Source organism: Ramlibacter sp. (genome assembly GCF_035655895.1).
In the GTDB taxonomy this organism is placed as follows: domain Bacteria; phylum Pseudomonadota; class Gammaproteobacteria; order Burkholderiales; family Burkholderiaceae_C; genus Ramlibacter.
The window spans coordinates 231,039-255,921 of sequence record NZ_DASRTN010000011.1; the positions used below are offsets into that span (position 1 = coordinate 231,039).

General features: G+C 69.4%; 22 protein-coding genes. 16 read left to right on the forward strand and 6 right to left on the reverse strand.

From position 1 onward, the window contains the following. Positions 1 to 29: 29 nt before the first annotated feature. From tilS to cysS, 4 genes are read right to left on the reverse strand one after another with little or no spacing between them, the layout of a single operon-like run. Positions 30 to 1,010 carry a tRNA lysidine(34) synthetase TilS gene (tilS, locus tag VFE82_RS13470; protein WP_325000829.1) on the reverse strand — a complete coding sequence of 327 codons (981 nt, stop codon included), beginning with the start codon at positions 1,008 to 1,010 and terminating at the stop codon, positions 30 to 32. Further along, positions 973 to 1,950, reverse strand: coding sequence for an acetyl-CoA carboxylase carboxyltransferase subunit alpha (locus VFE82_RS13475; protein ID WP_325000830.1), 978 nt, complete (start codon positions 1,948 to 1,950; stop codon positions 973 to 975). Before VFE82_RS13475 ends, tilS begins: the two co-directional genes overlap by 38 nt. Before the next feature lie 37 nt (positions 1,951 to 1,987). Further along, complete coding sequence (locus VFE82_RS13480) at positions 1,988 to 2,638, reverse strand: DNA-3-methyladenine glycosylase 2 family protein (RefSeq protein WP_325000831.1); 651 nt, start codon at positions 2,636 to 2,638, stop codon at positions 1,988 to 1,990. A 49-nt stretch (positions 2,639 to 2,687) separates the two neighbouring features. Continuing rightward, complete coding sequence (cysS, locus tag VFE82_RS13485) at positions 2,688 to 4,061, reverse strand: cysteine--tRNA ligase (protein WP_325000832.1); 1,374 nt, start codon at positions 4,059 to 4,061, stop codon at positions 2,688 to 2,690. A 154-nt stretch (positions 4,062 to 4,215) separates the two neighbouring features. Here cysS and VFE82_RS13490 point away from each other — a divergent pair, with 154 nt between their 5' ends. Genes VFE82_RS13490 through VFE82_RS13515 form a run of 6 tightly spaced genes read left to right on the forward strand, consistent with a single transcriptional unit; the run spans position 4,216 to position 9,197 of the window. After that, a complete protein-coding gene (locus VFE82_RS13490) occupies positions 4,216 to 5,265 on the forward strand; it encodes a L,D-transpeptidase Cds6 family protein (RefSeq protein ID WP_325000833.1) in 1,050 nt (349 codons plus the stop codon). A 40-nt stretch (positions 5,266 to 5,305) separates the two neighbouring features. Beyond that, positions 5,306 to 6,577: a L,D-transpeptidase family protein gene (locus tag VFE82_RS13495; protein WP_325000834.1), complete on the forward strand. Its 1,272-nt coding sequence runs from the start codon at positions 5,306 to 5,308 to the stop codon at positions 6,575 to 6,577. Then, positions 6,544 to 7,161, forward strand: coding sequence for a peptidylprolyl isomerase (locus VFE82_RS13500; RefSeq protein ID WP_414708757.1), 618 nt, complete (start codon positions 6,544 to 6,546; stop codon positions 7,159 to 7,161). The genes VFE82_RS13495 and VFE82_RS13500 overlap by 34 nt, the downstream gene beginning before the upstream one ends. Continuing rightward, positions 7,158 to 7,664: a peptidylprolyl isomerase gene (locus VFE82_RS13505; RefSeq protein ID WP_325000835.1), complete on the forward strand. Its 507-nt coding sequence runs from the start codon at positions 7,158 to 7,160 to the stop codon at positions 7,662 to 7,664. The genes VFE82_RS13500 and VFE82_RS13505 overlap by 4 nt, the downstream gene beginning before the upstream one ends. A gap of 4 nt (positions 7,665 to 7,668) precedes the next feature. Then, positions 7,669 to 8,433: a UDP-2,3-diacylglucosamine diphosphatase gene (locus tag VFE82_RS13510; RefSeq protein WP_325000836.1), complete on the forward strand. Its 765-nt coding sequence runs from the start codon at positions 7,669 to 7,671 to the stop codon at positions 8,431 to 8,433. Then, positions 8,433 to 9,197: a M90 family metallopeptidase gene (locus VFE82_RS13515; RefSeq protein ID WP_325000837.1), complete on the forward strand. Its 765-nt coding sequence runs from the start codon at positions 8,433 to 8,435 to the stop codon at positions 9,195 to 9,197. Before VFE82_RS13510 ends, VFE82_RS13515 begins: the two co-directional genes overlap by 1 nt. A 105-nt stretch (positions 9,198 to 9,302) precedes the next feature. Here VFE82_RS13515 and VFE82_RS13520 read toward each other — a convergent pair whose 3' ends face one another. Next, on the reverse strand, positions 9,303 to 12,071 hold the full coding sequence (locus VFE82_RS13520) for a DUF349 domain-containing protein (protein ID WP_325000838.1): 2,769 nt from the start codon (positions 12,069 to 12,071) through the stop codon (positions 9,303 to 9,305). A gap of 658 nt (positions 12,072 to 12,729) precedes the next feature. On the opposite strand from VFE82_RS13520, the gene VFE82_RS13525 reads away from it, so the two are divergent. The 3 genes from VFE82_RS13525 (at position 12,730) to nrdR (ending at position 15,523) form a co-directional block, all read left to right on the forward strand. Beyond that, the gene (locus tag VFE82_RS13525; RefSeq protein WP_325000839.1) at positions 12,730 to 13,563 is read left to right on the forward strand and encodes a lytic transglycosylase domain-containing protein; all 834 of its coding nucleotides are present in this window, start codon (positions 12,730 to 12,732) and stop codon (positions 13,561 to 13,563) included. Positions 13,564 to 13,740: 177 nt separating this feature from the next. Further along, the gene (gene glyA, locus VFE82_RS13530; RefSeq protein ID WP_325000840.1) at positions 13,741 to 14,985 is read left to right on the forward strand and encodes a serine hydroxymethyltransferase; all 1,245 of its coding nucleotides are present in this window, start codon (positions 13,741 to 13,743) and stop codon (positions 14,983 to 14,985) included. Between the two features lie 88 nt (positions 14,986 to 15,073). After that, positions 15,074 to 15,523 (forward strand): transcriptional regulator NrdR, encoded by a 450-nt coding sequence (gene nrdR / locus VFE82_RS13535; RefSeq protein WP_325000841.1) that lies wholly within the window; start codon positions 15,074 to 15,076, stop codon positions 15,521 to 15,523. Positions 15,524 to 15,541: 18 nt separating this feature from the next. Here the strand turns inward: nrdR and VFE82_RS13540 are convergent, their stop codons facing one another. Continuing rightward, positions 15,542 to 16,048, reverse strand: a complete 507-nt coding sequence (locus VFE82_RS13540; RefSeq protein WP_325000842.1) for a GspH/FimT family pseudopilin — start codon at positions 16,046 to 16,048, stop codon at positions 15,542 to 15,544. Positions 16,049 to 16,302: 254 nt separating this feature from the next. On the opposite strand from VFE82_RS13540, the gene VFE82_RS13545 reads away from it, so the two are divergent. The 7 genes from VFE82_RS13545 (at position 16,303) to VFE82_RS13575 (ending at position 24,874) form a co-directional block, all read left to right on the forward strand. After that, on the forward strand, positions 16,303 to 16,797 hold the full coding sequence (locus tag VFE82_RS13545; RefSeq protein ID WP_325000843.1) for a type IV pilin protein: 495 nt from the start codon (positions 16,303 to 16,305) through the stop codon (positions 16,795 to 16,797). Continuing rightward, entirely contained in the window at positions 16,791 to 17,408 is a 618-nt protein-coding gene (locus VFE82_RS13550; RefSeq protein WP_325000844.1) for a GspH/FimT family pseudopilin, read from the forward strand. The genes VFE82_RS13545 and VFE82_RS13550 overlap by 7 nt, the downstream gene beginning before the upstream one ends. 62 nt (positions 17,409 to 17,470) lie before the next feature. Next, complete coding sequence (locus tag VFE82_RS13555) at positions 17,471 to 17,839, forward strand: pilus assembly protein PilV (RefSeq protein WP_325000845.1); 369 nt, start codon at positions 17,471 to 17,473, stop codon at positions 17,837 to 17,839. Continuing rightward, positions 17,814 to 18,974, forward strand: a complete 1,161-nt coding sequence (locus tag VFE82_RS13560; RefSeq protein ID WP_325000846.1) for a PilW family protein — start codon at positions 17,814 to 17,816, stop codon at positions 18,972 to 18,974. The genes VFE82_RS13555 and VFE82_RS13560 overlap by 26 nt, the downstream gene beginning before the upstream one ends. Further along, positions 18,974 to 19,630 (forward strand): hypothetical protein, encoded by a 657-nt coding sequence (locus tag VFE82_RS13565; RefSeq protein ID WP_325000847.1) that lies wholly within the window; start codon positions 18,974 to 18,976, stop codon positions 19,628 to 19,630. The genes VFE82_RS13560 and VFE82_RS13565 overlap by 1 nt, the downstream gene beginning before the upstream one ends. Before the next feature lie 14 nt (positions 19,631 to 19,644). Next, positions 19,645 to 24,261, forward strand: coding sequence for a pilus assembly protein (locus VFE82_RS13570; RefSeq protein ID WP_325000848.1), 4,617 nt, complete (start codon positions 19,645 to 19,647; stop codon positions 24,259 to 24,261). Next, positions 24,245 to 24,874, forward strand: a complete 630-nt coding sequence (locus VFE82_RS13575) for an energy transducer TonB (protein ID WP_325000849.1) — start codon at positions 24,245 to 24,247, stop codon at positions 24,872 to 24,874. Before VFE82_RS13570 ends, VFE82_RS13575 begins: the two co-directional genes overlap by 17 nt. Positions 24,875 to 24,883: the final 9 nt, after the last annotated feature.

The following is a 24,883-nucleotide window of genomic DNA, read 5'->3' on the forward strand; positions in this document are numbered from 1 at the left end:
TTGTGTGGCGTGGAGAGACGATTCTTGGCTCAGCCCGCCTCGAAGTGCAACCGGGGACCATCCCTGAGGACATGGCCCGCGCCCACCCGGATGCGCAGCCGGTGGCCGCGCGTGGTGCACGAGGCCACCTGGTCGAGCAGCTCATCCAGCTGCGCCGCGGTCGCGGCCGTCCCGTGCCCGTGGCGCAACCAGTGGCGCAGCAGGTTGGCCTGGCGCGCCCGCGACAACGCCTGCAGGTCGCGCAGCGCCGGCGCACCGCCCATCGCCGCCAGGTCCTGCACGGCCAGCTCGGACAGCAATTGCTGCCCCTGGGCGGCGTGGCGCGCCGACCGCGCGAACGTCTCCCGCCAGGACGTGAAGGCACCGTCGAGGGCCGGCAGCACGTGGCGGCGGATGCGGTTGCGGGTGTAGCGGATGTCCTCGTTGCTCGGGTCGCGCAGGTAGGCCAGCGCGGCGGCGTCCAGCCACTCCCGCAGCGCCGCGCCGCTGACGGCGAGCAGCGGTCGCAGGAACACCACGCCATGCCGCTCGAAGCGCTCGGGCATGGCCGCCAGCCCCGGCAGCCCGGCCCCGCGGCTCAGGGCCAGCAGCAGCGTCTCGACCTGGTCGTCAGCCTGCTGGGCCAGCAGCACCGCGGCGAGGCCCGCACGCTGGGCCGAATCGGCCAGGGCCCGGTAGCGCGCCAGGCGCGCGGCGTCCTCCGGGCTCTCGCCCGGCGCATGCCGGGCATCGACCCGGCGCACGTGCAGCGGCAGGCCCAGCCGCGCGCAGGCCTGCTCGCAGTGGCGGACGAAGCCATCGGCCGCCGGCTGCAGCCCATGGTGCACGTGCAGCGCATGCACCTGGCCCGGCCAGCGCTGCGCCGCCGCATGGAGCAGTGCGGTGGAATCGGCGCCGCCGCTGTAGGCGACCCCGACCGGAAACGCGGATTGGAGCGCCGCCAGCGGCGCGAGGGCGGGATTGGCGCCCGGCTCAGCGGGCTTCGGCCTTGGTGTCGTTGAAGCGGCCATAGCTTTGCAGCCGCTCGTAGCGCCGGTCGAGCAATTCGCGCGGCTTCAGGTCGGCGACCTGGCGCCAGGCCTCGTTGAGCGCGCGCTTGAGGAAGGCGGCCATCTGCTTGTGGTCGCGGTGCGCGCCGCCCACCGGTTCGCTGACGATCTTGTCGACCAGCCCCAGCGCCTTCAGCCGGTGCGCGGTGATGCCCATGGCATCGGCCGCCTCCTGGGCCTTCTCGGACGTCTTCCAGAGGATGGACGCGCAGCCTTCCGGGCTGATCACCGAGTAGACCGAGTACTGCAGCATCAGCACCTGGTCGGCGACCGAGATCGCCAGCGCACCGCCCGAGCCACCCTCACCGATCACCGTGGTGATGATCGGCACTTCCAGCTGCGCCATCTCGAAGATGTTGCGGCCGATCGCCTCGGACTGGCTGCGCTCCTCGGCGTCGATGCCCGGGTACGCGCCAGGCGTGTCGACGAAGGTGAACACCGGCAGCTTGAACTTCTCGGCCGTCTTCATCAGCCGCAGCGCCTTGCGGTAGCCCTCGGGCCGGCTCATGCCGAAATTGCGCGCGGCGCGCTCCTTGGTGTCCCGGCCCTTCTGGTGGCCCAGCACCATGCAGGCGTTGCCGTTGAAGCGCGCCAGGCCGCCCACGATCGAGAGGTCATCGGCGAAGTGGCGGTCGCCGTGCATCTCGACGAAGTCGGTGAAGATCTCGCCGACGTAGTCGAGCGTGTAGGGGCGCTCGGGATGGCGTGCGATCTTGGTGATCTGCCAGGCACTGAGCTGGCTGTAGATGTCCTTCGTCAGCTGCAGGCTCTTCTTGGAGAGCTGGTCGATCTCCTCGGAGATGTCGACGGCGGACTCGCTCTGGACGTAGCGCAGTTCGTCGATCTTGGTCTCGAGCTCGGCGATCGGCTGCTCGAAATCCAGGAATGTCTTTTTGGCCAACGTTTACTCCTCGGGATCGGCCCTGGCCGGGCCTGTGTCAGTAGTCGACAGGCAGCGGGTCGAGCGACCGCCAAATATACCAAGTCGCCACACTGCAGAAGGGCTCCCAGGCCGCGGCCACCTCGCGGGCGTCGCTGCGGCTGACCGGGTCGCCGGAAAAGTAGTTGCGGCTGATGCCGTTGATCAGCCCGATGTCGTCCAGCGGCAGCACGTTGGGGCGCAGCAGGTGGAAGATGAGGAACATCTCGGCGGTCCAGCGGCCGATGCCGCGGATGCCCACCAGCTCCGCGATGATCTCCTCGTCGCTCATCGCCTGCCAGGCATCGACGTGGATCGCGCCGGAGTCGAAATGCAGAGCCAGGTCGACCAGGTACTCGATCTTGCGGGCCGACAGGCCGGCCGACCGCATGTCGTCGACCTTGAGCTTGAGCACGTTGGCCGGCGCCATCCGCCGCGGCAGCCGGGCGAACTTGTCCCAGACGCTCTGGGCGGCCTTGACCGAGATCTGCTGTCCGACGATGCTGCGCGCCAGCGTGGTGAACGCATCGCCGCGCGACTGCAGGCAGGCATCCCCGAACTGCGGGATGAGCCGCTTCATCACCCGGTCCTTGCGGGCCAGGTGCCTGCAGGCTTCGGGCCAGTAGTCGGGCTTGACCAGTTCGACCGGGGAACCGCCGGCATCGCTCACTGGGCAGCCTCCGCGGGAGCCGGGAACACGCCCACGCGGGCGGCCGTGCTCACGAGGCGGCCTCCCAGGTGGTGCCGGTCGGCGAATCCTTGAGCACGATGCCGCGCGCCAGCAGGTCGGTCCGGATGCGGTCGGCCTCGGCGAAGTTCCTGGCTTTCTTGGCGGCCGCCCTGGCCTCGATCTGCTGCTGGATGGCGGCCTCGTCCACCGTGGCGCCCGCGCGCAGGAACGCCCGCGGGTCGCCCTGCAGAATGCCCAGCGTCGCGCCCAGCGCCTTGAGCAGGCCGGCGACCTGCGCCGACTTGCCGCGGTTGACCTCGGCGGCCAGGTCGAACAGCACGGCCATCGCCTCGGGCGTGGCGAAGTCGTTGTCCATGGCGGCCTTGAAGCGGGCCGCGTGGGGCTCGGCCCAGTCGATCGTGACCGGCGCCGGCGCCACCGAGTCGAGCGCCGTGTACAGCCGCCGCAGGGCGCCGCGCGCGTCCTCGAGGTGCACGTCGCTGTAGTTCAGCGAGCTGCGGTAGTGCGCGCGGACGATGAAGAAGCGCAGCGTTTCGGCGTCGAACTTCTGCAGCACCTCGCGGATGGTGAAGAAGTTGCCGAGCGACTTCGACATCTTCTCGTTGTCGATGTTGACGAAGCCGTTGTGCATCCAGACGCGGGCCAGCGGCGCGCCGTTGGCGCCCTCGCTCTGCGCGATCTCGTTCTCGTGGTGCGGGAAGGTGAGGTCGGCGCCGCCGCCGTGGATGTCGAAGGTCTGCCCGAGCAGCGCGCAGGACATCGCCGAGCACTCGATGTGCCAGCCCGGGCGGCCCGGGCCGTAGTCGCTGGCCCAGATCGCATCCTGCGGTTCGCTGGGCTTGGCGGCCTTCCAGAGCACGAAGTCCAGCGGGTCGTCCTTGCCTTCCAACACCGCGACGCGCTCGCCCGCGTGCAGCTCGTCTAGCGACTTGCCCGAGAGCTTGCCGTAGCCCGGGAAGCGCCGCACGGCGTAGTTGACGTCGCCGCCGCTGCGGTAGGCCAGCCCCTTGTCCTCGAGCCGGCGCACGATGTCCAGCATCTGGGGCACGTAGTCGGTGGCGCGGGGGTCGTGGTCGGGCCGCCCGATGCCCAGCGCGTCGAAGTCGCGGTACATCTCGTCGATCATCCGGCCGGTCAGGGCGCGCACCGGCTCGCCGTTCTCGACGGCCCGGCGGATGATCTTGTCGTCGATGTCCGTGATGTTGCGCACGAAGGTGACGCGCAGCCCAGACGCCTGCAGCCAGCGCCGCGCCAGATCGAAGGCGACGCCGGAGCGCGCGTGGCCGATGTGGCAGAGGTCGTACACGGTCATGCCGCACACGTACATGCGCACGTGGCCCGGCTCGAGCGGAGCGAAATCCTCCAAGGCACGCGTCAGCGTGTTGTAGATGCGCAGGCTCATGAACGGTGTGGTGGAAACCGCGCCGGCGAGGCGGCGCAGGGGGGATCTTCTCGTGAATTCGCCGGGCTTTGTTGTCGAGGTGCCCGGTACAATCGGCCCGCAGTATATAGCCCCCCTGTCGGGGAGTGCTTCCGTGCTTTTCCTCGAGGCCCCCATGTCGCACGCCCGTCCCATCCTCCCGCGCACGCTGCGCCTGCTCGCCCTGGTGGCCGCCCTTGCCGCGCCTGCGCTGGCGCTTGCCGACGAGTACGCCGATGTCAACCAGCTGCTGCGATCGGGCAAGCACGCGGACGCGCTGGCCAGGGCCGACCAGTTCCTCGCCGGCAAGCCGCGCGACCCGCAGATGCGCTTCCTCAAGGGCGTGATCCAGACCGAATCGGGCAAGGCGGCCGACGCGATCACCACCTTCACCAAGCTGACCGAGGACTATCCCGAGCTGCCCGAGCCGTACAACAACCTGGCCGTGCTGTACGCGGGCCAGAGCCAGTTCGACAAGGCCCGCGCCGCGCTCGAGATGGCCATCCGGACCAACCCGAGCTACTCCACCGCGCACGAGAACCTGGGCGACGTCTACGCCAAGCTCGCCAGCCAGGCCTACAGCCGCGCGCTGCAGCTCGATTCCGGCAACACGGCGGTGCAGCCGAAGCTGGCACTGATCCGCGAGCTGTTCGCACCGGGCGCCAAGGGCGTGCGGCCGGGCACGTCGCCGGCCGCGGCGGCACCGGCCCCGGTCGCGCCGGCGGCTCCGGCAGCAGCCACCGTGGCCAGGGCACCGGCCGCTGCGCCGGCGGCTGCCCTCGCCCCAGCCCCCGCGCCCTCCCCTGCCGCGACCGCCACCCCGGCCGCCCCTGCTGCGGCAGGCAACGGCAGCCGCGAGGTGGAGTCGGCCATCCAGGCCTGGGCCACCGCGTGGTCGTCCAAGGACATCGCGGGCTACCTCGGCGCCTATGGCAAGGAGTTCGACCCGCCCGGCAACCAGTCCCGCAAGGCCTGGGAAGACGAGCGGCGCAGCCGCATCGTGGGCAAATCGCGCATCCAGGTGCGCCTGTCCGACGTGTCGGTCGCGGTCAACGGCAACAAGGCCACGGCCAGGTTCAAGCAGGCCTACAGCGCCGACAGCCTGAACGTCAGCAGCCGCAAGACCCTGGAGCTGCACAAGGTGGGCGACCGCTGGGTCATCGTGCGCGAGAGCACCGGCGCCTGACGGCGGCCGGCCACCCGCCGGGCGCACTGGGTTTGCAGTCTTGAACCTTCGCTCCTTCCTCCATCGACACGCCGGCCGCGCCGCAGCCCTCCTGGCCGCTGCTTCGGTCCTGGCCATCCCGCCGGCCCTTGCCGCTTCGCAGGCCCGGCACAAGGACAAACCTCCGCGCGCCGCGGCAGCGGCGCCCAGGCAGGTCGTCCGCGACGGCGAGGCCGAGGCCCGCCTCCTCGAGGTGTACCGGCTGATCGGTGCGGGCGAGGCACGGCGCGCACTCGTGCAGGCCGAATCCCTGGTGCGCGAGCACCCCAACTTCCAGCTGGCCCAGCTGGTCTACGGCGACCTCCTGACCGCGCAGACGCGGCCGGTGCGCTCGCTGGGCGACGTGCCGGACGCGCTGGGTGCCGGCGGCGCGCAACTGCTGGCCGAACTGCGCGAGGAGTCGCAACTGCGCATCCGCGCGCTGCGCGAGCGCCCGCCGGCCGGCGCGATCCCCTCGCAGTTCCTGCAGCTGTCGCCGCGCAGCCGGCACGCCATCGCGGTCGACACCTCGCGGGCCCGCCTGTACCTGTTCGAGAACGGCCCGTCCGGGCTCAAGCTGCTGGCCGACTACTACATCTCGGTCGGCCGCTCGGGCATCGACAAGGCGGTGGAAGGCGACCTGCGCACGCCGCTGGGCGTGTACTACGTCACCAGCAACCTCGACCCGAAGTCGCTCAAGGATTTCTACGGCGTGGGCGCGTTGCCGATCAACTACCCCAACCCCTACGACGCGCGGCGCGGCAAGACCGGCGGCGGCATCTGGCTGCACGGCACGCCGCCGGCGCAGTTCTCACGGGCGCCCAAGGCCACCGACGGCTGCGTGGTGCTGGCCAACCCGGACCTCGATCGCATCATCCGCACCGTCGAAGTCCGCACCACGCCGGTGGTGATCGCCTCGTCGCTGCGCTGGGTGGCGCCGCAGGCCCTGCAGGCCGATGCCAGGCCGTTCGCCGACACGCTTGCGGCGTGGCGGGCCGCCAAGGCGAGCGGCGACATCAACCGCACGCTGTCGTTCTACACGCCGGACATGTCGGCCAACGGCAGGCCGATCGCCGACTGGCTGCCTCAGCTGAAGACGGAACTGGAGCGGGCGCGCGGCCGGGAGCTGGAGCTCAAGGACCTGTCCTACCTGCGCTGGACGGACTCGGCCGATACCATGGTGGTAACCTTCGGCGAGGTCCCCGCCGGGGCCCGCACGGGCCCCATCAAGCGCCAGTACTGGATGCGCCAGGGCCAGCAATGGAAGATCTTCTTCGAAGGAGTGATCGGTTGATCCCTGCAGTCTCGCGCCGCGCCGCGGCCGCCCTCCTGGTCGCACTGGCCGCCACCTCGGGTGCCTGGGCGCAGCAGACCCCGCGCGTGAAGTTCGCCACCAGCACCGGCGACTTCGTCGTGGAGCTCTATCCGGACAAGGCGCCCAAGACGGTCGAGAACTTCCTGCAGTACGTGCGCGACAAGCACTACGACGGCACGATCTTCCACCGCGTGATCAACGGCTTCATGATCCAGGGCGGCGGCTTCACGCCGGACATGCAGCAGAAGCCGACCCGGGCACCCATCGCGCTGGAGATCGCCCGCGACCTCCGGAACGAGCGTGGAACCCTCGCGATGGCGAGAACCGGCAACCCCAACTCGGCGACCGCGCAGTTCTTCGTGAACGTGGTCGACAACCGCAACCTCGACGCGCCCAACCCCGACGGCTACGGCTACGCCGTGTTCGGCAAGGTGGTCAGCGGGATGGACGTCGTCGACAAGATCAAGAGCGTGCCCACCGGGAACGCCGGCCCGTTCCAGAACGTGCCGACCACCCCCGTGACCATCCGGTCCGTCACGCCCGTCAAGCAAGGAACCCCATGAGCAATCCCAAAGTCGAACTCCACATCGCCGGCCAGGGTGTCGTCACCCTCGAACTGGACCAGGCCAAGGCCCCCAAGTCGGTTGCCAACTTCCTCGAGTACGTGAAGAACGGCCACTACGACGGCACCATCTTCCACCGCGTCATCGACGGCTTCATGATCCAGGGCGGCGGCTTCACCCCCGGCATGCAGCAGAAACCCACGGGCGAAGCGATCGAGAACGAGGCCAACAACGGCCTGAAGAACGACAAGTACACGGTGGCCATGGCGCGTACCAACGCGCCGCATTCGGCGACCGCGCAGTTCTTCATCAACGTGGCCGACAACGCCTTCCTCAACCACACGGCCCCCAGTGCGCAGGGCTGGGGCTACGCCGTCTTCGGCAAGGTGGTCGGCGGCACCGACGTCGTGGACCGCATCCGCGCCGTCAAGACCGGCCGCAAGGGGTTCCACGACGACGTGCCCGCGCAGGACGTGGTGATCGAGAAGGCGGTCGCCGTCTAGCACGGTGGCGCCCGAGCCGATCGCCGAGCTGGCCGCCCCGCCGTCCTGGCGTTCGGTCGATCTCCTGTCCGACCTGCACCTGCAGCCGGCCGAGCCGGCCACGTTCGAAGCCTGGCGGCGCTACCTCGCCGCGAGCGACGCCGACGCGATCGTCATCCTGGGCGACCTGTTCGAGGCCTGGCCCGGCGACGACGCGGCGCAGGAGCCGGGCTTCGCGGCCGACTGCGCCGCCGTGCTGCGTGAGGCTGCGGCGCGCCGGCCTCTGTACTTCATGCACGGGAATCGCGACTTCCTGGTCGGCCACGCCTTCGCGCAGGCCACCGGGGTTCGGTTGTTGGACGACCCGACGCGGCTCGACCTCGCCGGCCAGCGCTGGCTCCTGAGCCACGGCGATGCGCTCTGCCTCGGGGACACGGAGTACCTGCGGTTCCGCGCCCAGGTGCGCGCGCCCGGCTGGCAGCACGCCTTCCTGCTGCGGCCCCTCGCGGAGCGGCAGGCCGTGGCGCAGTCACTGCGCACGCAGAGCGAGGAGCGCAAGCGCTCGGGCGCGACCTATGCGGACGTGGATGCGGCCGAAGCCCTTGCCTGGCTCGAGGCCGCCGGAGCCGACACGCTGGTCCACGGCCACACCCACCGGCCGGGCGAACACGCCCTCGACGCACGGCATCGCCGGATCGTGCTGTCCGACTGGGACCTGGCGGCCCGCCCGCCCCGCGCGGAGGTGCTGCGGTTGTCGGGCGCCGGCGCCCGGCGCATGCCACTGGCCTGATGTTCGGCTGGTGGCGCAAGCGGCGCCCGGCGCCGCAGGTCCCGGACGCCCTGTGGCACGCCGTGCTCGCGGCCTACCCCTTCCTGCAGCGGGCGCGGCCGGCCGACGAGGACCGGCTGCGGTCGCTGGCCGCGAGCTTCCTGGCCGACAAGGAATTCCACGGCGCCCAGGGGCTGGCCGTGACGGACGAGATGGCGCTGGCCATCGCGGCCCAGGCCGTGCTGCCGGTGCTGCACCTGGGCCTGGACTGGTACGACGACTTCGTGGGCATCGTCGTCCATCCCGACCAGGTCGTGGCGCGCCGCACCACGCAGGACGAAGCCGGCGTGGTCCACGAATGGGACGAGGTGCTCGCTGGCGAGGCCATGGAGCGTGGCCCAGTGATGCTCAGCTGGACCGACGTGCAATCCGCCGGCGCCTCGGCGGCCGATGGCTACAACGTGGTCGTGCACGAGTTCATCCACAAGATCGACATGCGCGACGGCGAAGCCGATGGCTGCCCGCCGTTGCCGGGACCGCGGCGGCGGGCCTGGCGCGCCACCCTGGAAGCCGAGTACGAACGGTTTCGCGAAGAGGTGGTGATCGCCGAGCGCTTCTCCGGGGAGGCCCCCTGGCTCGATCCCTACGGCGCCGAGAACCCGGGCGAGTTCTTCGCGGTCGCGGGCGAGGCGTACTTCGTCAACCGGCCCCGGTTCGCGCGCGACTTTCCGGCGCTCGTGGCGCTGTTCGACGCCTTCTTCGCACCGGGCCTGCCGTCGCGCTGAGCGCCCCGCGCGGGCGGTGCTGCACGGCGCCTCACCCGCGGCAAGACGCCGTCGACGGCAACAAAAAGCCGGGCGAACCCGGCTTCCTGGCGAGCGTTCGCGGCTTCAGCGCAACAAGGTCTTCAGCACGTTCTGCAGCCGGCGAGCCGCGGTGCCGTCGTAGGCCGAGCCCAGCACGCGCGCCGTGTCCTCGCCCCAGGTCTGGGCCGGCGACGGGTCGTTGCGCCGCGTGAGCAGGTGCAGCTGGAGCGCGCGCCGCGCATTCAGCTGGTCCGCCGGTGTCGGCGCCTCGGCGGCAATCTCCAGGCGCAGCAGCGCGTCCCCGGCGTCGCCGTTGGCCGGCGCCTGCAGCGCCTTGACCCAGCTGCCCCGCACGGCCGGCGTCACGGCGCGCCCCAGCTCCGACTGGCTGGGCACCTGCTCGGCGGAGCGCTGCTCCCACGCGGCCAGCAATTGCGTGAGCGCCTCGCCGTGCGCCTGCGCGGCCAGCTTGCGCAAGGTCTGCTGCGCATGGTCGATCGCCTCGCGTTGCGCCCGGAACGCGACGTCACCCAGGCGGGGCCCCCGGTCCTCGCCGGGCCGGTCGAAGCGCGACGGACGGCCGTCGCGGCCGTCGCGGCCGCCGCGCTCGGCACCGCGGTCGCCGAAACGGCCGGGGCCCGCCCCCGGACCCGCACGCCGATCCCCGAACTTGCCGCCCCGCCCAGCGGGCATGGGCTCGGTCTTCTTCATGCCGGGGCGGTCGTCCCCGCGCATCGCGATCACGGGCTTGGGCGCCGGCTTCGGCGGCGCCGCCGGCGCGCCGGCCGGTGCGTCCCCCTCGGCGGATGGCTGCCCATCGGCCACAGCCGCGGACTCGGCCGCCGGTGCGCCAGACTGGACCGAGGCCGCCTCGGCGCCCTGTGCATCGGCCCGGGCCTTGTCGGCCTGCGCCTGCGCCTGGCCTTTGAGGGCGGCGTCGAGCGCGGACATCGCCGCGCGGATCTTGTTGGCGTCGCCGCCGGCATTGGCCGCTTCCAGCGCCTTGGACGCCTCGAGCACGACCCGATCGCGTTCACTCAGCGCGGACGCGGCACGCTCGCGGTCTTCCGACTTGCGCTGGAACGCCTCGTCGATCGGCTTGCGGAACGCATCCCAGAGCTTCTGCTCGTGCTTGCGGTCCAGCGGGACCCCCTGCGCCTCGGCCTGCCAACGCTGCTGCAGCGCCTTGACGGCGTCGATGCGCAGCTGGGGCGCCGCGCCCAGGGCCTTGGCCTCCTCGATCATCGCGTGGCGGCGCTCCAGGCTCTGCTTCTGAACGGCCGCCAGCGGCGCCTCGGCCGCCTGGATCGCCTGCTTCCACAGCGGCTGCAACTCGGCGAACGCCTTCTCGCTCAAGTGGCCGGCCTCGCGCCAACGCGTCTCGAACTGGTGGATCACGCGGTTGAAGCCCTTCCAGTCGCCGCCGGCAGCCGTGGTGTTGGCAGCGGCCCAGGCCTTGACCTCCTCGATGAGGGACAGCCGCGCCGCGCGGTGCTCGGCCGCCTCGGACTTGACCTTGTCCAGCCAGGCCTCGACCACCTTGTGCGCCTCGTTGCAGGCCTCGTCGAAGCGCTTCCACAACGCGTGGTTGGGCGGGCCGCCCTGGTCCACCTGCTTCCACTGCTCGCGCAGCGACCGCAGTTGCTCCTGCATCTTGCGTCCACCGAACTTCGGCTTGCGCAGCGGTGCCGTGCCTTCGGGCTCGCCTTCGGCGGGCGCGACGGTCTCGAACAGGCCCTCGGCCTTGGCCACCAGTTCCTGGCGCAGCTGGTCGGCGCGCCAGCGCTGCCAGCCCTCCATCTCGCCAGCGGAGGCCAGCAGGGTGTGGGCCTGGTTCTCCAGCTTGTCGTCCACCTGCTTGCCATGCTCCTTGAGCACGGCGCGCAGCGCGGCGGCGGCACCCGAGGTGGCCTTGCCATGTCCCTGCGCCAGTTCCTGCTCCAGCTTGGCGATGGCGGCGGCGACGGCCGCGTCGGCCTTGGCCCGCGCTTCCGGATCCACCTTCGGCTTGGGCGCCTTGGGCGGCGCCTCGACCGGCAGCCCGCGGGCAGCGCGCAGTTCGTCGGCCCACACCGGCACCGGCGGCAGCGGTGCCGTCGGGTCCGCATCGGCCGCCGCGGCCTGCGCCAACGCGCTCTGGAAGGCATCCCAGACCACCTGCAGCTGGGTCCGCGAGGCATCGAGCAAGGGCGGGAAGCGGGCATCGACACTGGCCCAGTTCGGATCGGCCACCAGCGCCTCGGCCTGTCCCTGCCATTCCGGCACGTCGGCCCGGAGCGCGTCGGCCGCGGCCTGGGCGTCACGCCACGACTTGGTCGACAGCACCTCGATGCGCTGGGCCAGCAGCACGGCGGCCTCGCGCTGCACCTGCACCCGGTGCTGCAGATCTTCGATGCCGCGGACGCGATCGGCCAGGCTGGCCTTGAGCGCGGCCAGCGGCTCCCGGCTGAGTGGCGCGCCGGCCTTGGCGGCGTCGCGCTGCCATGCCATGGCATCCGCGATGTTCAGGCGCGACTGCGCAAGGAGGCCTTCGGCCTTCTGGGCCCATTCGGCGGCGATCACCTCCTGGCCCTTGCTCCGCTTGATCTCGTCCAGGCGCTCGCGCAGGAGCTTGGCGGCACCCTTGTCGCGCCCGCTCAGCTCGCGGTAGACCTCCTGCATCTGCTCGAGGCTGGGGTTGGCCTGGAGCCACTCGCGCACGCGGGCGGCGCGCTCGCCCGAGGTGGGCGCGGAAAAGGCTCCGCCGGTGAGCGCGTCGAGCGCCTGGGTGTCCGGGGATTTGAGGCTGGCTTGGGTCACGGAAGCTCTGGTTCTGAAAAAAACACGCCCTCGCTGGTGCGGGGGCCGGGCCATATTCTCGCCCCGTTTGGAATCAGGCAGGACCGGGCTCTCATGAGAAAGCCCGGCAGGTGGCCTGAGGCCGCCTGCCGGGCTTGACGCCGGCGCGAGTCCGGACATCTGGCGTACCGCGCGGCACGAGGCCATTGCGGCACCGGGAGCAAGGGATTGCCCCCAGGAGGGACCGGACAGAGCCTGGCGGCGCCGGCCGGTTGAAGCGCCCGAACGAATCGGGTGCCTGCAAGTTACGCCCCGGCGTGCCGCCGCACCAATGGGAACTTTCAATGGCAGCGCGGACCGCCATGCCCAAACATGGCTTGACAGGTTGCCACCGTCCGACAGGTCGAGGCGGACAGATGTATGCGGAGTTGTCTGACTTTTGCGCGTTGCGTCGATCTGTAATGATTCGAAACGATTGTTGTTTCTGAATATAAGACGCGACGGTCTTATTCTTGACTAGTTATTTGAGCGGCTCCTAGAATCCGCCCCGCTCCCTGTGCGCAGAGCCAGGGGACCCCGAACCGCTGCCGAACCCGGCAAAGTCGATTCCGCTGCTGCTGGCCCTGAAAGGAGCCCCGGCGATCGATGGCGACCCAATCCAAACGACGAGCCCGGTCATCGGGACGCCCACCCCGGGTGTCCGAGCGCCGGCTCCCGCGTAGAAAGGAGTGCTATGACAGCGTCAGGACAAGTGGCCCAGGCCGTGCGAACCTTCGCATCCGACGTCGCCCAGGGCTTTTTCGACATCACCCACAACGGTTTCGCCCTCGTTGGCGTCGCCGTGATGCTCGCGCTGGCCACGCTGGTGGCGCGCCCCGACCTGCGGCAGGTGGGCGAGGCCCAGCTGATGTCATGGTTGCAGGAGCGCCAGATCGCCGCCCTGGGCATGGTGCCCGAGCTGGACGCGATCGACCGCGCGACGGCGGCCAACCCCAAGGATCTGCCCAAGCAGCAAGCCGCGATCGCCTATTGGCTGAGCAAGAAGTACCGCGTGGCGCCCGAACCCCTCAGCGCGCTGGTGGCGGAGGCCTACGAGATCGGCGGCCGCTCCAAGCTGGACCCGACGCTGATCCTGGCGGTGATGGCGGTCGAGTCCGGCTTCAACCCGTTCGCGCAGAGCCCGGTCGGCGCGCAGGGCCTGATGCAGGTCATGACCGGCGTGCACAGCGACAAGTACGAGATCTTCGGCGGCAAGCTCGCCGCCTTCGATCCGGTCACCAACCTGCGCGTCGGCGTGAAGGTGCTGGAAGAGTGCATCCAGCGGGCCGGCTCGCTGCAGGGTGGCCTGAAGTTCTACGTGGGCGCGGCCCAGCTGCCCGACGACGGCGGCTACGCCGAGAAGGTGATGGCCGAACATGCCCGCCTGCGCGACGTCGCCGCCGGCCGGGCCGTGCCGATCGCCCCGCCGGCCGTGCTGCGCACCGTGGTGCCCGTCCCGGTGAAGGAGGAGGCGCCCGCCACCCCCGCCCCCGCGCCGGACAAGCTGGCGTCGCTCTCGGTCTCCTGAGCCCCTCGGCTACACTCCTGCCGGTACGCGACTGGCGATAGGCGCGGCGCCCCGCGGGGCGGCCGGGCTGACGTGGGCCACCACTGGGAAGCGTGCCGCCGGCCGAGCGCCGGCGTTCCGCCGTTCGCCTGGGCAGCCCTTGTGCATCACAGGGACACCACACGTCTGGACTGCCGCATGTACCAACGCAACATCCTCATCGAGCAAACCGACCCCGAGCTCTGGGCCGCGATCGTCGCCGAGAACCGCCGCCAGGAAGAGCACATCGAGCTGATCGCCAGCGAGAACTACGCTTCCCCGGCCGTGATGGCCGCCCAGGGCACGCAGCTGACCAACAAGTACGCCGAGGGCTACCCGGGAAAGCGCTATTACGGCGGCTGCGAGAACGTCGACGTGGCCGAGCAGCTGGCCATCGAGCGAGTCAAGCAGCTGTTCGGAGCGCAGGCCGCCAACGTGCAGCCGCATTCCGGAGCGCAGGCGAACGAGGCGGTGTTCCTCGCCTTCCTGAAGCCCGGCGACACCATCATGGGCATGAGCCTGGCCGAAGGCGGCCACCTCACCCATGGCATGGCGCTCAACATGAGCGGCAAGTGGTTCAACGTGGTGTCCTACGGGCTGGACGCCAAGGAAGAGATCGACTACGAGGCGATGGAGCGCAAGGCACGCGAGAGCCGACCCAAGCTGATCATCGCCGGCGCCTCCGCCTATGCCCTGCGCATCGATTTCGAGCGCTTCGCCCGCATCGCCAGGGAAGTCGGCGCCATCTTCATGGTCGACATGGCCCACTACGCCGGCCTGATCGCCGCGGGTGTCTACCCCAACCCGGTCCCGCATGCCGACGTGGTGACCTCCACCACCCACAAGAGTCTGCGCGGCCCGCGCGGCGGCATCATCCTCATGAAGTCCGAGCACGAGAAGGCGATCAACAGCGCCATCTTCCCCGGCCTCCAGGGTGGGCCGCTGATGCACGTGATCGCGGCCAAGGCCATCGCGTTCAAGGAAGCCCTCGCGCCCGAGTTCAAGGCGTACCAGCAGCAGGTGGTGCGCAATGCCGAGGTCGTGGCGCAGACGCTGGTCGAGCGCGGCCTGCGCATCGTCAGCGGCCGCACGGAGAGCCATGTGATGCTGGTGGACCTGCGGGCCAAGGGCATCACCGGCAAGGAGGCCGAAGCCGTGCTGGGCGACGCCCACATGACCATCAACAAGAATGCGATTCCCAACGATCCGGAAAAGCCGATGGTCACCAGCGGTGTGCGCATCGGGACCCCCGCCATGACCACGCGCGGCTTCAAGGAGGAGGAGGCGCGCCAGACCGCCCACCTCATCGCCGACGTGCTGGACAACCCGCGCGATCCGGCCAACATCGCGGCCGTCCGGGAGAAGGTCCACGCCCTCACCCGCCGCTTCCCGGTGTACAAGTGACACGCTGCACCGCCGCCAGGCAGCCCCGCCGCCCCGCGGCGGCGCCGCGGACGGCCGCGCGCGGACCGGTGTGCAGCGGGGGACGGGCATGAAGTGCCCGTTCTGCAGCAATGCCGACACCCAGGTGGTCGAGACCCGGGTGTCGGAGGATGGCGACGTCATCCGCCGGCGCCGCCAGTGCGCGCATTGCGAGAAACGCTTCACCACCTACGAGCGCCCCGACGTCAGCTTTCCGGCGGTCGTCAAGAAGGATGGCCGCCGCATCGACTACGAACGCGCCAAGCTGCTCGCCTCGATGAACCTGGCGTTGCGCAAGCGGCCGGTCAGCACCGAGCAGATCGACGCCGCCGTCGAACGCATCGAGGAGAAGCTGCTGAACCTGGGGCTGCGTGAGATCCCGAGCACCCGCATCGGCGAGCTGGTGATGCGTGAGCTCAAGAAGCTGGACAAGGTGGCCTACGTGCGGTTCGCCAGCGTCTACCGCAGCTTCGAGGACATCGACGAATTCAAGACGCTGGTCGACGAGGTCCGGCGCTAGCGGGAGCGCCCGCGCATCCTAGTCGCCGCAAGCGGCGACCACCGTGCGTTGCACGCGGGGCCGGCCGCCGGCATTGATCACGATCTGGCGGCCGTCGGCCGCCCCTTGAGCGGGACGGCACAAGGTGAGGGTGCCGGCCTGGAAGGCGCCCGATTCCATGCGGGTCATGCCGTCCGGACCATACCCCACGTAGTCGCGCAAACTCGCGTTTCCACTCAGCCGCCAGCCTGGCGGAAACCGCTGTCCACGGTAGATCAACACCTCGTGGGGTTCGCGCGCCGCATTGTTGTTGGCGTCGTGGAACACGATCAGACCCTGCGCCCAGTCACCATCGGCGGCACAGGCGGACCCGTCGGCGGACTTGCAGATCGCGACCCGGGCATTGCGCTTGATCGCCTCGCTGCGCGCCAGCTGCAGGTTGGCGACGAAGCTGTTCGACAGGTCGCCCAGTTGCATCGACGCCAGCCAGCCGCTCATGTTCGGGACGGCCACGCCCAGGATGACGGCCAGCGTCGCCGTGGCCACCGCGACCTCGGCCAGGGTTGTCCCCCGGTTGCAGGCCAGGCGAAGGCGTCTCCGAGGCGGGGATCTGCGCGGCGTCAGCATGGCGGCGATGCTAGGCACGCGCGCCCGGACAGGCGTCCCCACTTCGGCGGGTGGCGCGGCGCCCGGCCGGCACCGCTCGTCGCCCCCGTCCAACCGTCGAGCTAGGGCCTGTTGTGGCTCAACGGCAGGAATCTAGCATCCGCCCCTGTACCGCCAGACTCCGAGGAACCGCCGTGCGCCATCGCCCCCACTGCCGCCCCCAGCGGGCTGCCACCCGCCCCCAGGCGGGCTTCACGCTGATCGAACTGATGATCACCGTGGCCATCATCGCCATCCTGGCCGGCGTGGCACTGCCGTCCTACCGGGACTACGTGCGGCGGGGCGCCATCCCGGAAGCCCTTGCGCACCTCTCCGACTACCGGGTCAAGATGGAGCAGTACTTCCAGGACTACAAGGACTTCGGCACCGCCGCTGGCGCCGGGAACTGCGCCAACGGAGCCGGTGCCCCGGCATGGAACGCGTTCCCGGCGGCGAAGTACTTCACCTTCTCCTGCAGCGTCACCGGTGCCACCCGCAACGGCTACACCATCACGGCCACGGGCAACGCCGGCAGCGTGGTCGCAGGGCATGTCTACACGATCAACGAAAGCAACGTGCAGCAGACCACGCAGTTCAAGGGCCAGGCGGTGACCAAGGGCTGCTGGCTGACCAGGGGCTCCGAGTGCTGACCTCCCGCCGGCATTCGCGCGGCTTCAACATCATCGAGGTGATGGTCACCGTGACCGTCCTGGCCTTGCTGCTGGGGGTCGGGGTGCCGAGCGTCGCCGAATGGATCCGCAACACGCAGGTGCGCTCGCTGTCGGAGGCGCTGCAGAACGGACTGCAGAAGGCGCGCTCGGAGGCGCTCAAGCGGAACCGGCCGGTTTCCTTCTCCCTCGTGACGCCCGCCGTGGGAGTGCCGGATGCGACCTGCGCCCTCTCCTCGGCGTCCGGCTCCTGGGTGGTCTCGCTCGACAGCCCTGCCGGCAAGTGTGATCTCGCCCCGAACCCCACCGCTGCGACGCCGACCGCGGCCGACCCGGTGATCGTCGAGAAATTCGCGTCCACCTCGGGTGGGATCACCGTCGCTGCCGTCGCAACCGACGGCACGACGGCAGCCACCACCGTCACGTTCAACGGCTACGGTCTGCCGGTTGCCGGCGGCACTCCGATCGGCCGGATCGACTTGAGCCACACCCTGTCCGGCGCGCGCGCCCTTCGCATCCAGGTCTCCGCCAGCGGCGGCGTCCGGCTCTGCGATCCGGCCGTCACCGCCCCCGATCCGCGAGCCTGCCTCTGATGACAATGCGTCGCTTCCCATCCCGCAAACGGAACCCGGCCCGACACGCCCGCGGCGTGGCCATGATCGAAGCCCTGGTCGGCATCCTGCTGTTCTGCATCGGTATCCTCGGCCTGGTCGGCCTGCAAGGATCGATGACGCGCGCGCAGAGCGCTGCCAAATACCGCGCGGACGCCGCCTATCTCGGCAACGAGATGGTGGCCGCCATCTGGACCGACAAGGCCAACATCGCCGACTACGCCACCAGCCCGGGGACGGTCTGCACTGCAGTGCGTTGCGCCGACTGGGTGCGCAAGGTCGGAGCCGCCCTGCCGGGGGGCTCCGCCACCGTCAACGTCACGGCCGCCACCGGCGCCGTGGGAATCACACTCACCTGGTCGCCCCCCGGCGAAGGAACCCGCTCCTATGTCCTCTCGACGCAGGTCCAGTAATCCCGTGCCCGGGTTGCAGCGCCAATCCGGCTTCACGCTCGTGGAGCTGATGATCGGGGTGCTGATCGGACTCATCGCCACGCTGGCCGTCACGCAGGTGCTGGTCTCGGCCGAAGGCCAGAAGCGCACCACGACATCGGGCTCGGATGCCCAGGTCAACGGGGCACTCGCGCTCGACATGCTGCAGCGCGCCGTCCAGCCGGCCGGCTATGGCTTCGGTGCCATTCCCGCCCTGCTCGGTTGCCCGATCCTCGCGAAGTTCAACAACGTCGCCGTGGCCGGCTTCCCGGCCGTCCTCGCGCCCGTGACCATCACGGCGGGCGCCGTCGGCGCGTCCGACACGCTCCGCGTCTTCGGCAGCGGCAAGCCCTCGCAATCGGTTCCCATCCGCATCACGGCACCTTACAACTCGGCGACCGGAACCTTCCCTGTCGCGGGCGCCATTTCCGTCAACGGACCGCAGAACGACGACAGCGGCACGCTCGCTGCACCCGGCGAACTGATGCTGGCGACCATCGACGCCTCGGCCAACTGCGAGGTGTTCCAGGTCGCGGTGGCACCGGCCGCCGACGACAGCATCGCCCGTGGGAGCGGCACGAACTGGAACGCCAGCGCGCTCACGCAGGCCTACGCGGACGGCAACTTCCTGGTGAACCTGGGCGTGCCGATCGACAAGAGGTTCTCGGTCGTGAACAACTCCCTGCGGCAGGACGTGCTGCAGATCGCCCCGGATGGCACACCGACCTACTCCGGCGCGACGGAACTGTTCCCGAACATCGTGAATTTCAAGGCGCTGTACGGCAAGGACACCAACGCCGACGGAACCGTCGACGGCTGGGACACGGCCACGCCAACCACCAATGCGGGCTGGCGCCAGGTCATTGCCGTGCGCGTCGCCATCGTGGCTCGCAGCGCCCAGCTCGAGGAACGCAGCACCTACAAGGAATCGGGCGAGGTCACCCTGGCCAATCCCGACTGGGACATCGGAACGGCCGTTCCGGTCACCGGCTGGTGGACCGCCTGCAACGCGGGCAAATGTCCCTTGCGGGTGGACACGCTGCCTGACTGGCAGAAGTACCGCTACAAGGTCTTCGAGACGACCGTGCCCCTGCGCAACATGCTGTGGAACTCATGATGCAGAAACTCGCTTCGCGGCCCGACCGCCGCCGGCAGTCCGGCGCGTCACTGCTCTTCACGCTGATGGCGCTCATCGTCCTGGGCTTCGCCGCGGTGGCCCTGACCCGGTCGGTCGACACCGGGACGCTGATCATGGGCAACCTGAGCTTCAAGCAGGACACCCTGATGGCCACCAACACGGCCGCCGAACGCGCCATCACCTGGCTGCAGGGGAACACCGGCGGTGCAGTACTGGAGAACGACTCCACGCCGAACGGCTACTTCGCCTCCACGCCGGCACGGCTGGATCCGACGGGCAACCGGAGCACGGCGGCGGACAAGTACAACCTGATCGACTGGGATGGCAACACCTGCGCGGCGACCCCCAACCGGCTCACCTGCAACGTCCAGCCGTTCACGGATCCGAATCCCGTCAACGGCAATTCGGTCAAGTACGTGATCTTCCGCCTCTGCCGTAACCCGGGCGCGACCGGCGCGGGCAACGTCTGCCTGCGGCCGGCCGTCGCATCGACCACGACCAGCAGCGAACGCGGCGAACTTCAGCCGGGCGGCCGCATCACCGCGGCCGTTGCCAGCCCGTATTACCAGATCCTGGTTCGTGTGACCGGCCCGCGCAACACCGTGAGCTTCACCGAAACCCTGGTGCATTTCTAAGAAAAGGTCCCGCCATGAAGCGATTCCGACCGTCCCACTTCTCCGCGCTGCTGCAGCACCTGCTGGCCGCCTTGCTGGTCACTGCCGCGGGCACTGCATTGCCCGCCAGCACCGACATCGCGAACGCGCCCCTCTTCACCTCGTCGACGAGCCTGGTGAAGCCCAACATCCTGTTCGTCCTGGACGACTCGGGCTCGATGGGCTGGGACTACCTGCCCGACGTGTCGAACTTCGCGGACACCAAGTACGGCAAGCTCTCGTCGCAGTGCAACGGAGTCGCATACAACCCCGCGATCACCTACTTGCCGCCCTTGAACGCCGACGGAACATCAAAGCCGGATGCAACGTTCAGCGAATCTGACCCGATCGCACAGACAACAGATCCGCGAACCCTCAACGGCACGATCACGATGCCGGCTGCGCGCACGACGACCAGATTGACCGTTCGGGTCACGACCAACAACCGGAACAAGAAGTGGTACGACGCAGACACGACCGTCACGGTCTATCAGGACGGTGACCGCACGCGTTTTTTCACCGGCGACGTGGTCAGCTGGAGCGCTAGCACCGGTGACCTCGTGCTGGACCTGTCCAGCTCGTTCATCAAGGGCACCGGAACCTTCTCGGCCCCGCGGATCGGGACAGGGCAGCCGGTGCCCACCACCTACTACCGGTACAACAAGTACACCGGAAGTCCGGCGCCCTTGTCGTACACCTACACCTCCTCCGGCGTGATCAGGACGACCACGTTCTACAAGGAGTGTGACAGTGTCATTGGCGCACCTCCGGGCAATGCAGTTTTCACAGCGGTAACGGTCACAAACTCCTCTACTGCCCAGGAGAAAAAGAACTTCGCCAACTGGATGCTGTACTACAGCACCAGGATGAAGATGATGAAGTCGTCAATCTCCCTGGCCTTCAAGGACATCGACGCCAAGTACCGGATCGGCTTCACCAACATCCACAACGCCACCGCCGAGTCGAGCACCGACTTCCTGGACATCGCCGACTTCGATGCCGGCCAGAAGGCGGCGTTCTACACCGCGGTGGAAGCAGCCGGCACTGGCGGCAACACGCCCCTGCGCGGTGCACTCTCCTTCGCCGGTCGCTACTTCGCCAAGAAGGCGCCGGGCCAGGTCCGCGATCCGATGCAGTACTCCTGCCAGCGCAACTACACCATCCTGTCCACGGACGGATACTGGAACGTGGGCAACGAGAGCCCCACGCAGGCGTCGCCGTTGCCCGACAGCGGCACCGCCGGCGTCGCGGCAAGCAACTTCGGGCCGTTCAAGCTCGACAACCTGACCGTGGTCGGACAGCAGGATGGCGGCGCCACCCTGCGGCCGATGTACGACGGCGGCAACGAGACCGTCACCACGACCGAGACCTGGACCACGACCAGGGTCGACGTCCGCACGGACATGACGCCCAGGACGCGCAAGCAGGTGGTCACGACCCGCGACGACACGGTCACGGCAAAGGCCGCGGGCGCGGAGTGGCAGAACCTGAACATCTTCGTTCCCAAGAGCTTCACGCTCGCCGGGAGCAACATGACCCGCAACGCGGGCGTGGTCACGGTGACCATCGCCGGGGGGCACGGGTTCGTCACCGGTGACACCATCAAGGTCAGCGGCGGCTCGGGCACCGGCTCGAGCACCTTCAACAACAGCAGCACGACGGTGACGGTACTCAGCAGCACGAGCTTCCGGTACAACGTCTCGAGCACCAGCGGCACCGCGACCGGCGGGGGCACCTACACGTTCGAACCGGCCGTCTCGGCCTCGTGCAATTCCGGCCAGGGGGTCTACCGCACCTTCAAGATGGTGAAGAACGCCGATTTCCGCCGGGCGGACGTGAGCACCACCACCACCACGCCGTCGACTTCGACCGTGACGGTGACCACCACAACGCGGACGTCGTACACCCACACCACCGTGGTCACCAATGGGGTCCAGACGTCGGACACCACGACCAACACGGCGCCGCAGGTCACGTCCTCGACCAGTTCGGCCACGGTGACCACCGGCACGGCAACCAGCAGCAGCAGCAGCACGACCGTCGCGAGCTACTCGGGCACGAGCGCCTTCACCCCGGCGGTCGCACCGACGACGTCGGGTTGCGTGACCAGCTCGAGCGTGCCGGCGACCACGACGACGCCGTTCACCGGGACGGTGACCATCGCCTCGGTGCCGTCCTCGCCGAACTCTGACAACACGACCAACGGCGCCGTGGTGTCCACGCCCGTCTCGTCCGACACGACCGAGTCTGCCCACACCACGACGAGCAACACCACCAAGTCGGGCGGCTCGGCCAACTCCCTGGCCGACGTGGCCATGTACTACTACAACACCGACCTGCGCCACACGGACCTGGGCAACTGCTCGGGCGCCCTCGGCACCGACGTGTGCCGGGACAACGTGCCTGGCAACACCGACGTCGCACAGCGCTCCTTCGGCGACTCCGCGGCTTGGCAGCACATGACCACCTTCACCCTGGGTTTGGGTGTGAGCGGGCTGCTGAACTACGACAAGAACTACCTGACCCAGACGACCGGCGATTTCGTCAGCATCCTCAACCGCAGCAAGGACTGGCCGGTCCCCGGCGCCACCAAGGGCGCGGAAAACACCGACGACCTGTGGCACGCCGCAGTCAACGGGCGCGGGCAGTACTTCAGCGCCGGCGATCCGGCCAGCCTGGCGGCCAGCCTGAAGAGCGCATTCGACGAGATCCTCCCGGTGACCGGCGCGGCCGCCGCGGCCTCCACCAGCTCGCTGCAGCCGGTGCAGAACGACAACGACGTCTACGTCGCGCAGTTCACCACCCAGGACTGGACCGGCGACGTGCTGGCATACACCATCGATCCCAAGCTGGGCACGATCTCGAAGGCACCGACCTGGTCGGCCCAGGCCGAGCTCAAGACCAAGGCCCCCATCGACCGCAAGATCTACTATCCCAAGCCGAATCCCACGGCGGGGGCAGTCAATCTGCGCGAGTTCACCTTCACGAACCTGTCCGACGACAGCTACGGCGCGCACTTCACGAGCTTCTGCAGCAAGGCCGGTGCGGGCAACGGGGCCAAGCCGGCGCAATGCGTCGACTTCAACGCTGCCCAGACCACCGATGCGGACAGCGGCGCCAACCTGGTGTCCTATCTGCGGGGCACGCAGAACCTGGCCTCCTACCGCGCCCGCAAGGCGGTGCTGGGCGACATCATCGGCTCCTCGCCGCTGTACGTCGGCAAACCGGCGTTCAAGTACACCGAGAACAACTACGCGACGTTCGCGTCGCTCAAGTCGACCCGGCAGGCCGTGGTGCTGGCTGGCGCCAACGACGGGATGCTGCACGCCTTCGATCGTGCGGATGGCAAGGAACTGTGGGCCTTCATCCCCTCGTTCGTCCTGCCGAACCTCTACAAGCTGGCCGACACGGCGTATGCCAGCAACCACTCGTTCTTCGTGGACGGCTCGCCGCAGATGGGCGACATCTACGTGGGCACCGGCGACACGCCGGGCTGGAAAACCATTGTCGTGGGTGGCCTGAACGCGGGCGGCCGCGGCTACTACGCACTGGACGTCACGGACCCCGCGAATCCGAAGTTCCTGTGGGAGTTCCGCGACACCGACCTGGGCCTGACGTTCGGCAATCCGATCATCACCAAGCGAGCCGACGGCACCTGGGTGGTCGTGTTCACCTCCGGCTACAACAACGTGAACACCGGGGACGGCAACGGCCACCTGTACGTGCTGGACGCGAACACCGGCGCGCAGCTGACGAAGATCAGCACCATGCTGCCCGACAACACTGCGGCCGGGAACTCCGCCACGCCCAGTGGCCTGGCCAAGCTGAACGTGTGGGTGGACGACGTCGACAACAACCTGGCCAAGCGCTTCTACGCCGGCGACGTCCTGGGCAACCTGTGGCGCTTCGACATCGACAATCTGGTCGAGCCGCATCAGGCCGCGCTGCAGCTGGCCAAGTTCACCAGCCCGGATGGCACGCCGCAGAGCATCACCACCAAGCCCATGCTCGCCGAGGTCCGCTACAACGGCGGCGTCTTCTCCGTCGTCTATGTCGGAACTGGCCGCTACCTGGGCGGTGCCGATCCTGGCAACAGCAAGGTGCAGTCCATGTATGCGGTCAAGGATCCCCTGACGAACACGTCGCTGGGAACCGTGCGCGACGGCACCGACCTGGTCGTGCAGTCCTCGGCGGCCATCACGACCGCCGACAAGAAGCCGGGCCGGACGGTCACCGCGTCGCCGGTCAACTGGCTGACGAAGTCGGGCTGGCGCATGGACTTCCCGGTCGGCGGCGAACGCGTCACGGTGAACCCGCAGCTCACGCTGAACACCTTGACGGTGGCCTCCATCCTGCCCAGCGACACCGCGTGCACGGTCGGCGGCGAGTCGTTCCTGTACCGGTTCGACATCCTGACGGGTGCGGCCACGGTCAGCTACGTCGGCAACGTGCTGGTCCAGGGTCTCACCACGGTCCAGATCGGCGACGGCGGCGACGGCAGCATCGTGACGATCACCACGCGAAGCGACGCCACGCTGCAGACCGACAAGACCTCCCTGCCCTCCTCGGGCAACAACCTGCGCCGGACCTCCTGGCGTGAGCTGGCGGACTGATCCCCTGGCACAGCCCGCGTTCCGGCTGGCGGTGGCCGCGGCCATCGCCCTGCACGCCGGCCTGCTCCTGGGCTGGCCGACGGCGGCAGCGCCGGCGCCCCCGGCCACAGGACCGGGCGGCGGCAAGCTGAAGCTGCGGCACGTCCCGGCGCCCCAGGCGCCCGCCGCCGCACCGCTGGCTCCGCAGCCGGCCGCAGTCGGCGCGGTCCAGGCGGCCAAGCTGCCGCCGGCGTCTCCCCCGCCCGCCCCCTCCGTCCCCCAGGACACCGCCGCACCCCTGGCAGCACCGGCTGCCCAGCCGGCCGGCGAACCGGAGTACCTGCCCCGCAGCCGCCTGACCGTCCCGCCGCGCCCGCGCGACGAGGTGTCCATTCCGTTCCCCGACGAGGTGAAGGGCGTGGTCGACCTGAAGGTCCGGGTGGCCCTCTTCATCGACGAGGCCGGCACCGTGCAGCGCGTGAAGCTGGAAACGGCCGACGTGCCCCCGGTGTTCGCGGAGGCGGTGCAGAAGGCCTTCCTGGCCACCCGCTTCTCGCCGGGCGAGCTCGATGCCCGGCCGGTGCGGTCCCAGGTGCGCATCGAGGTCGCGTTCGGCACCGGGCTGCCACGCTAGGATCGTCCG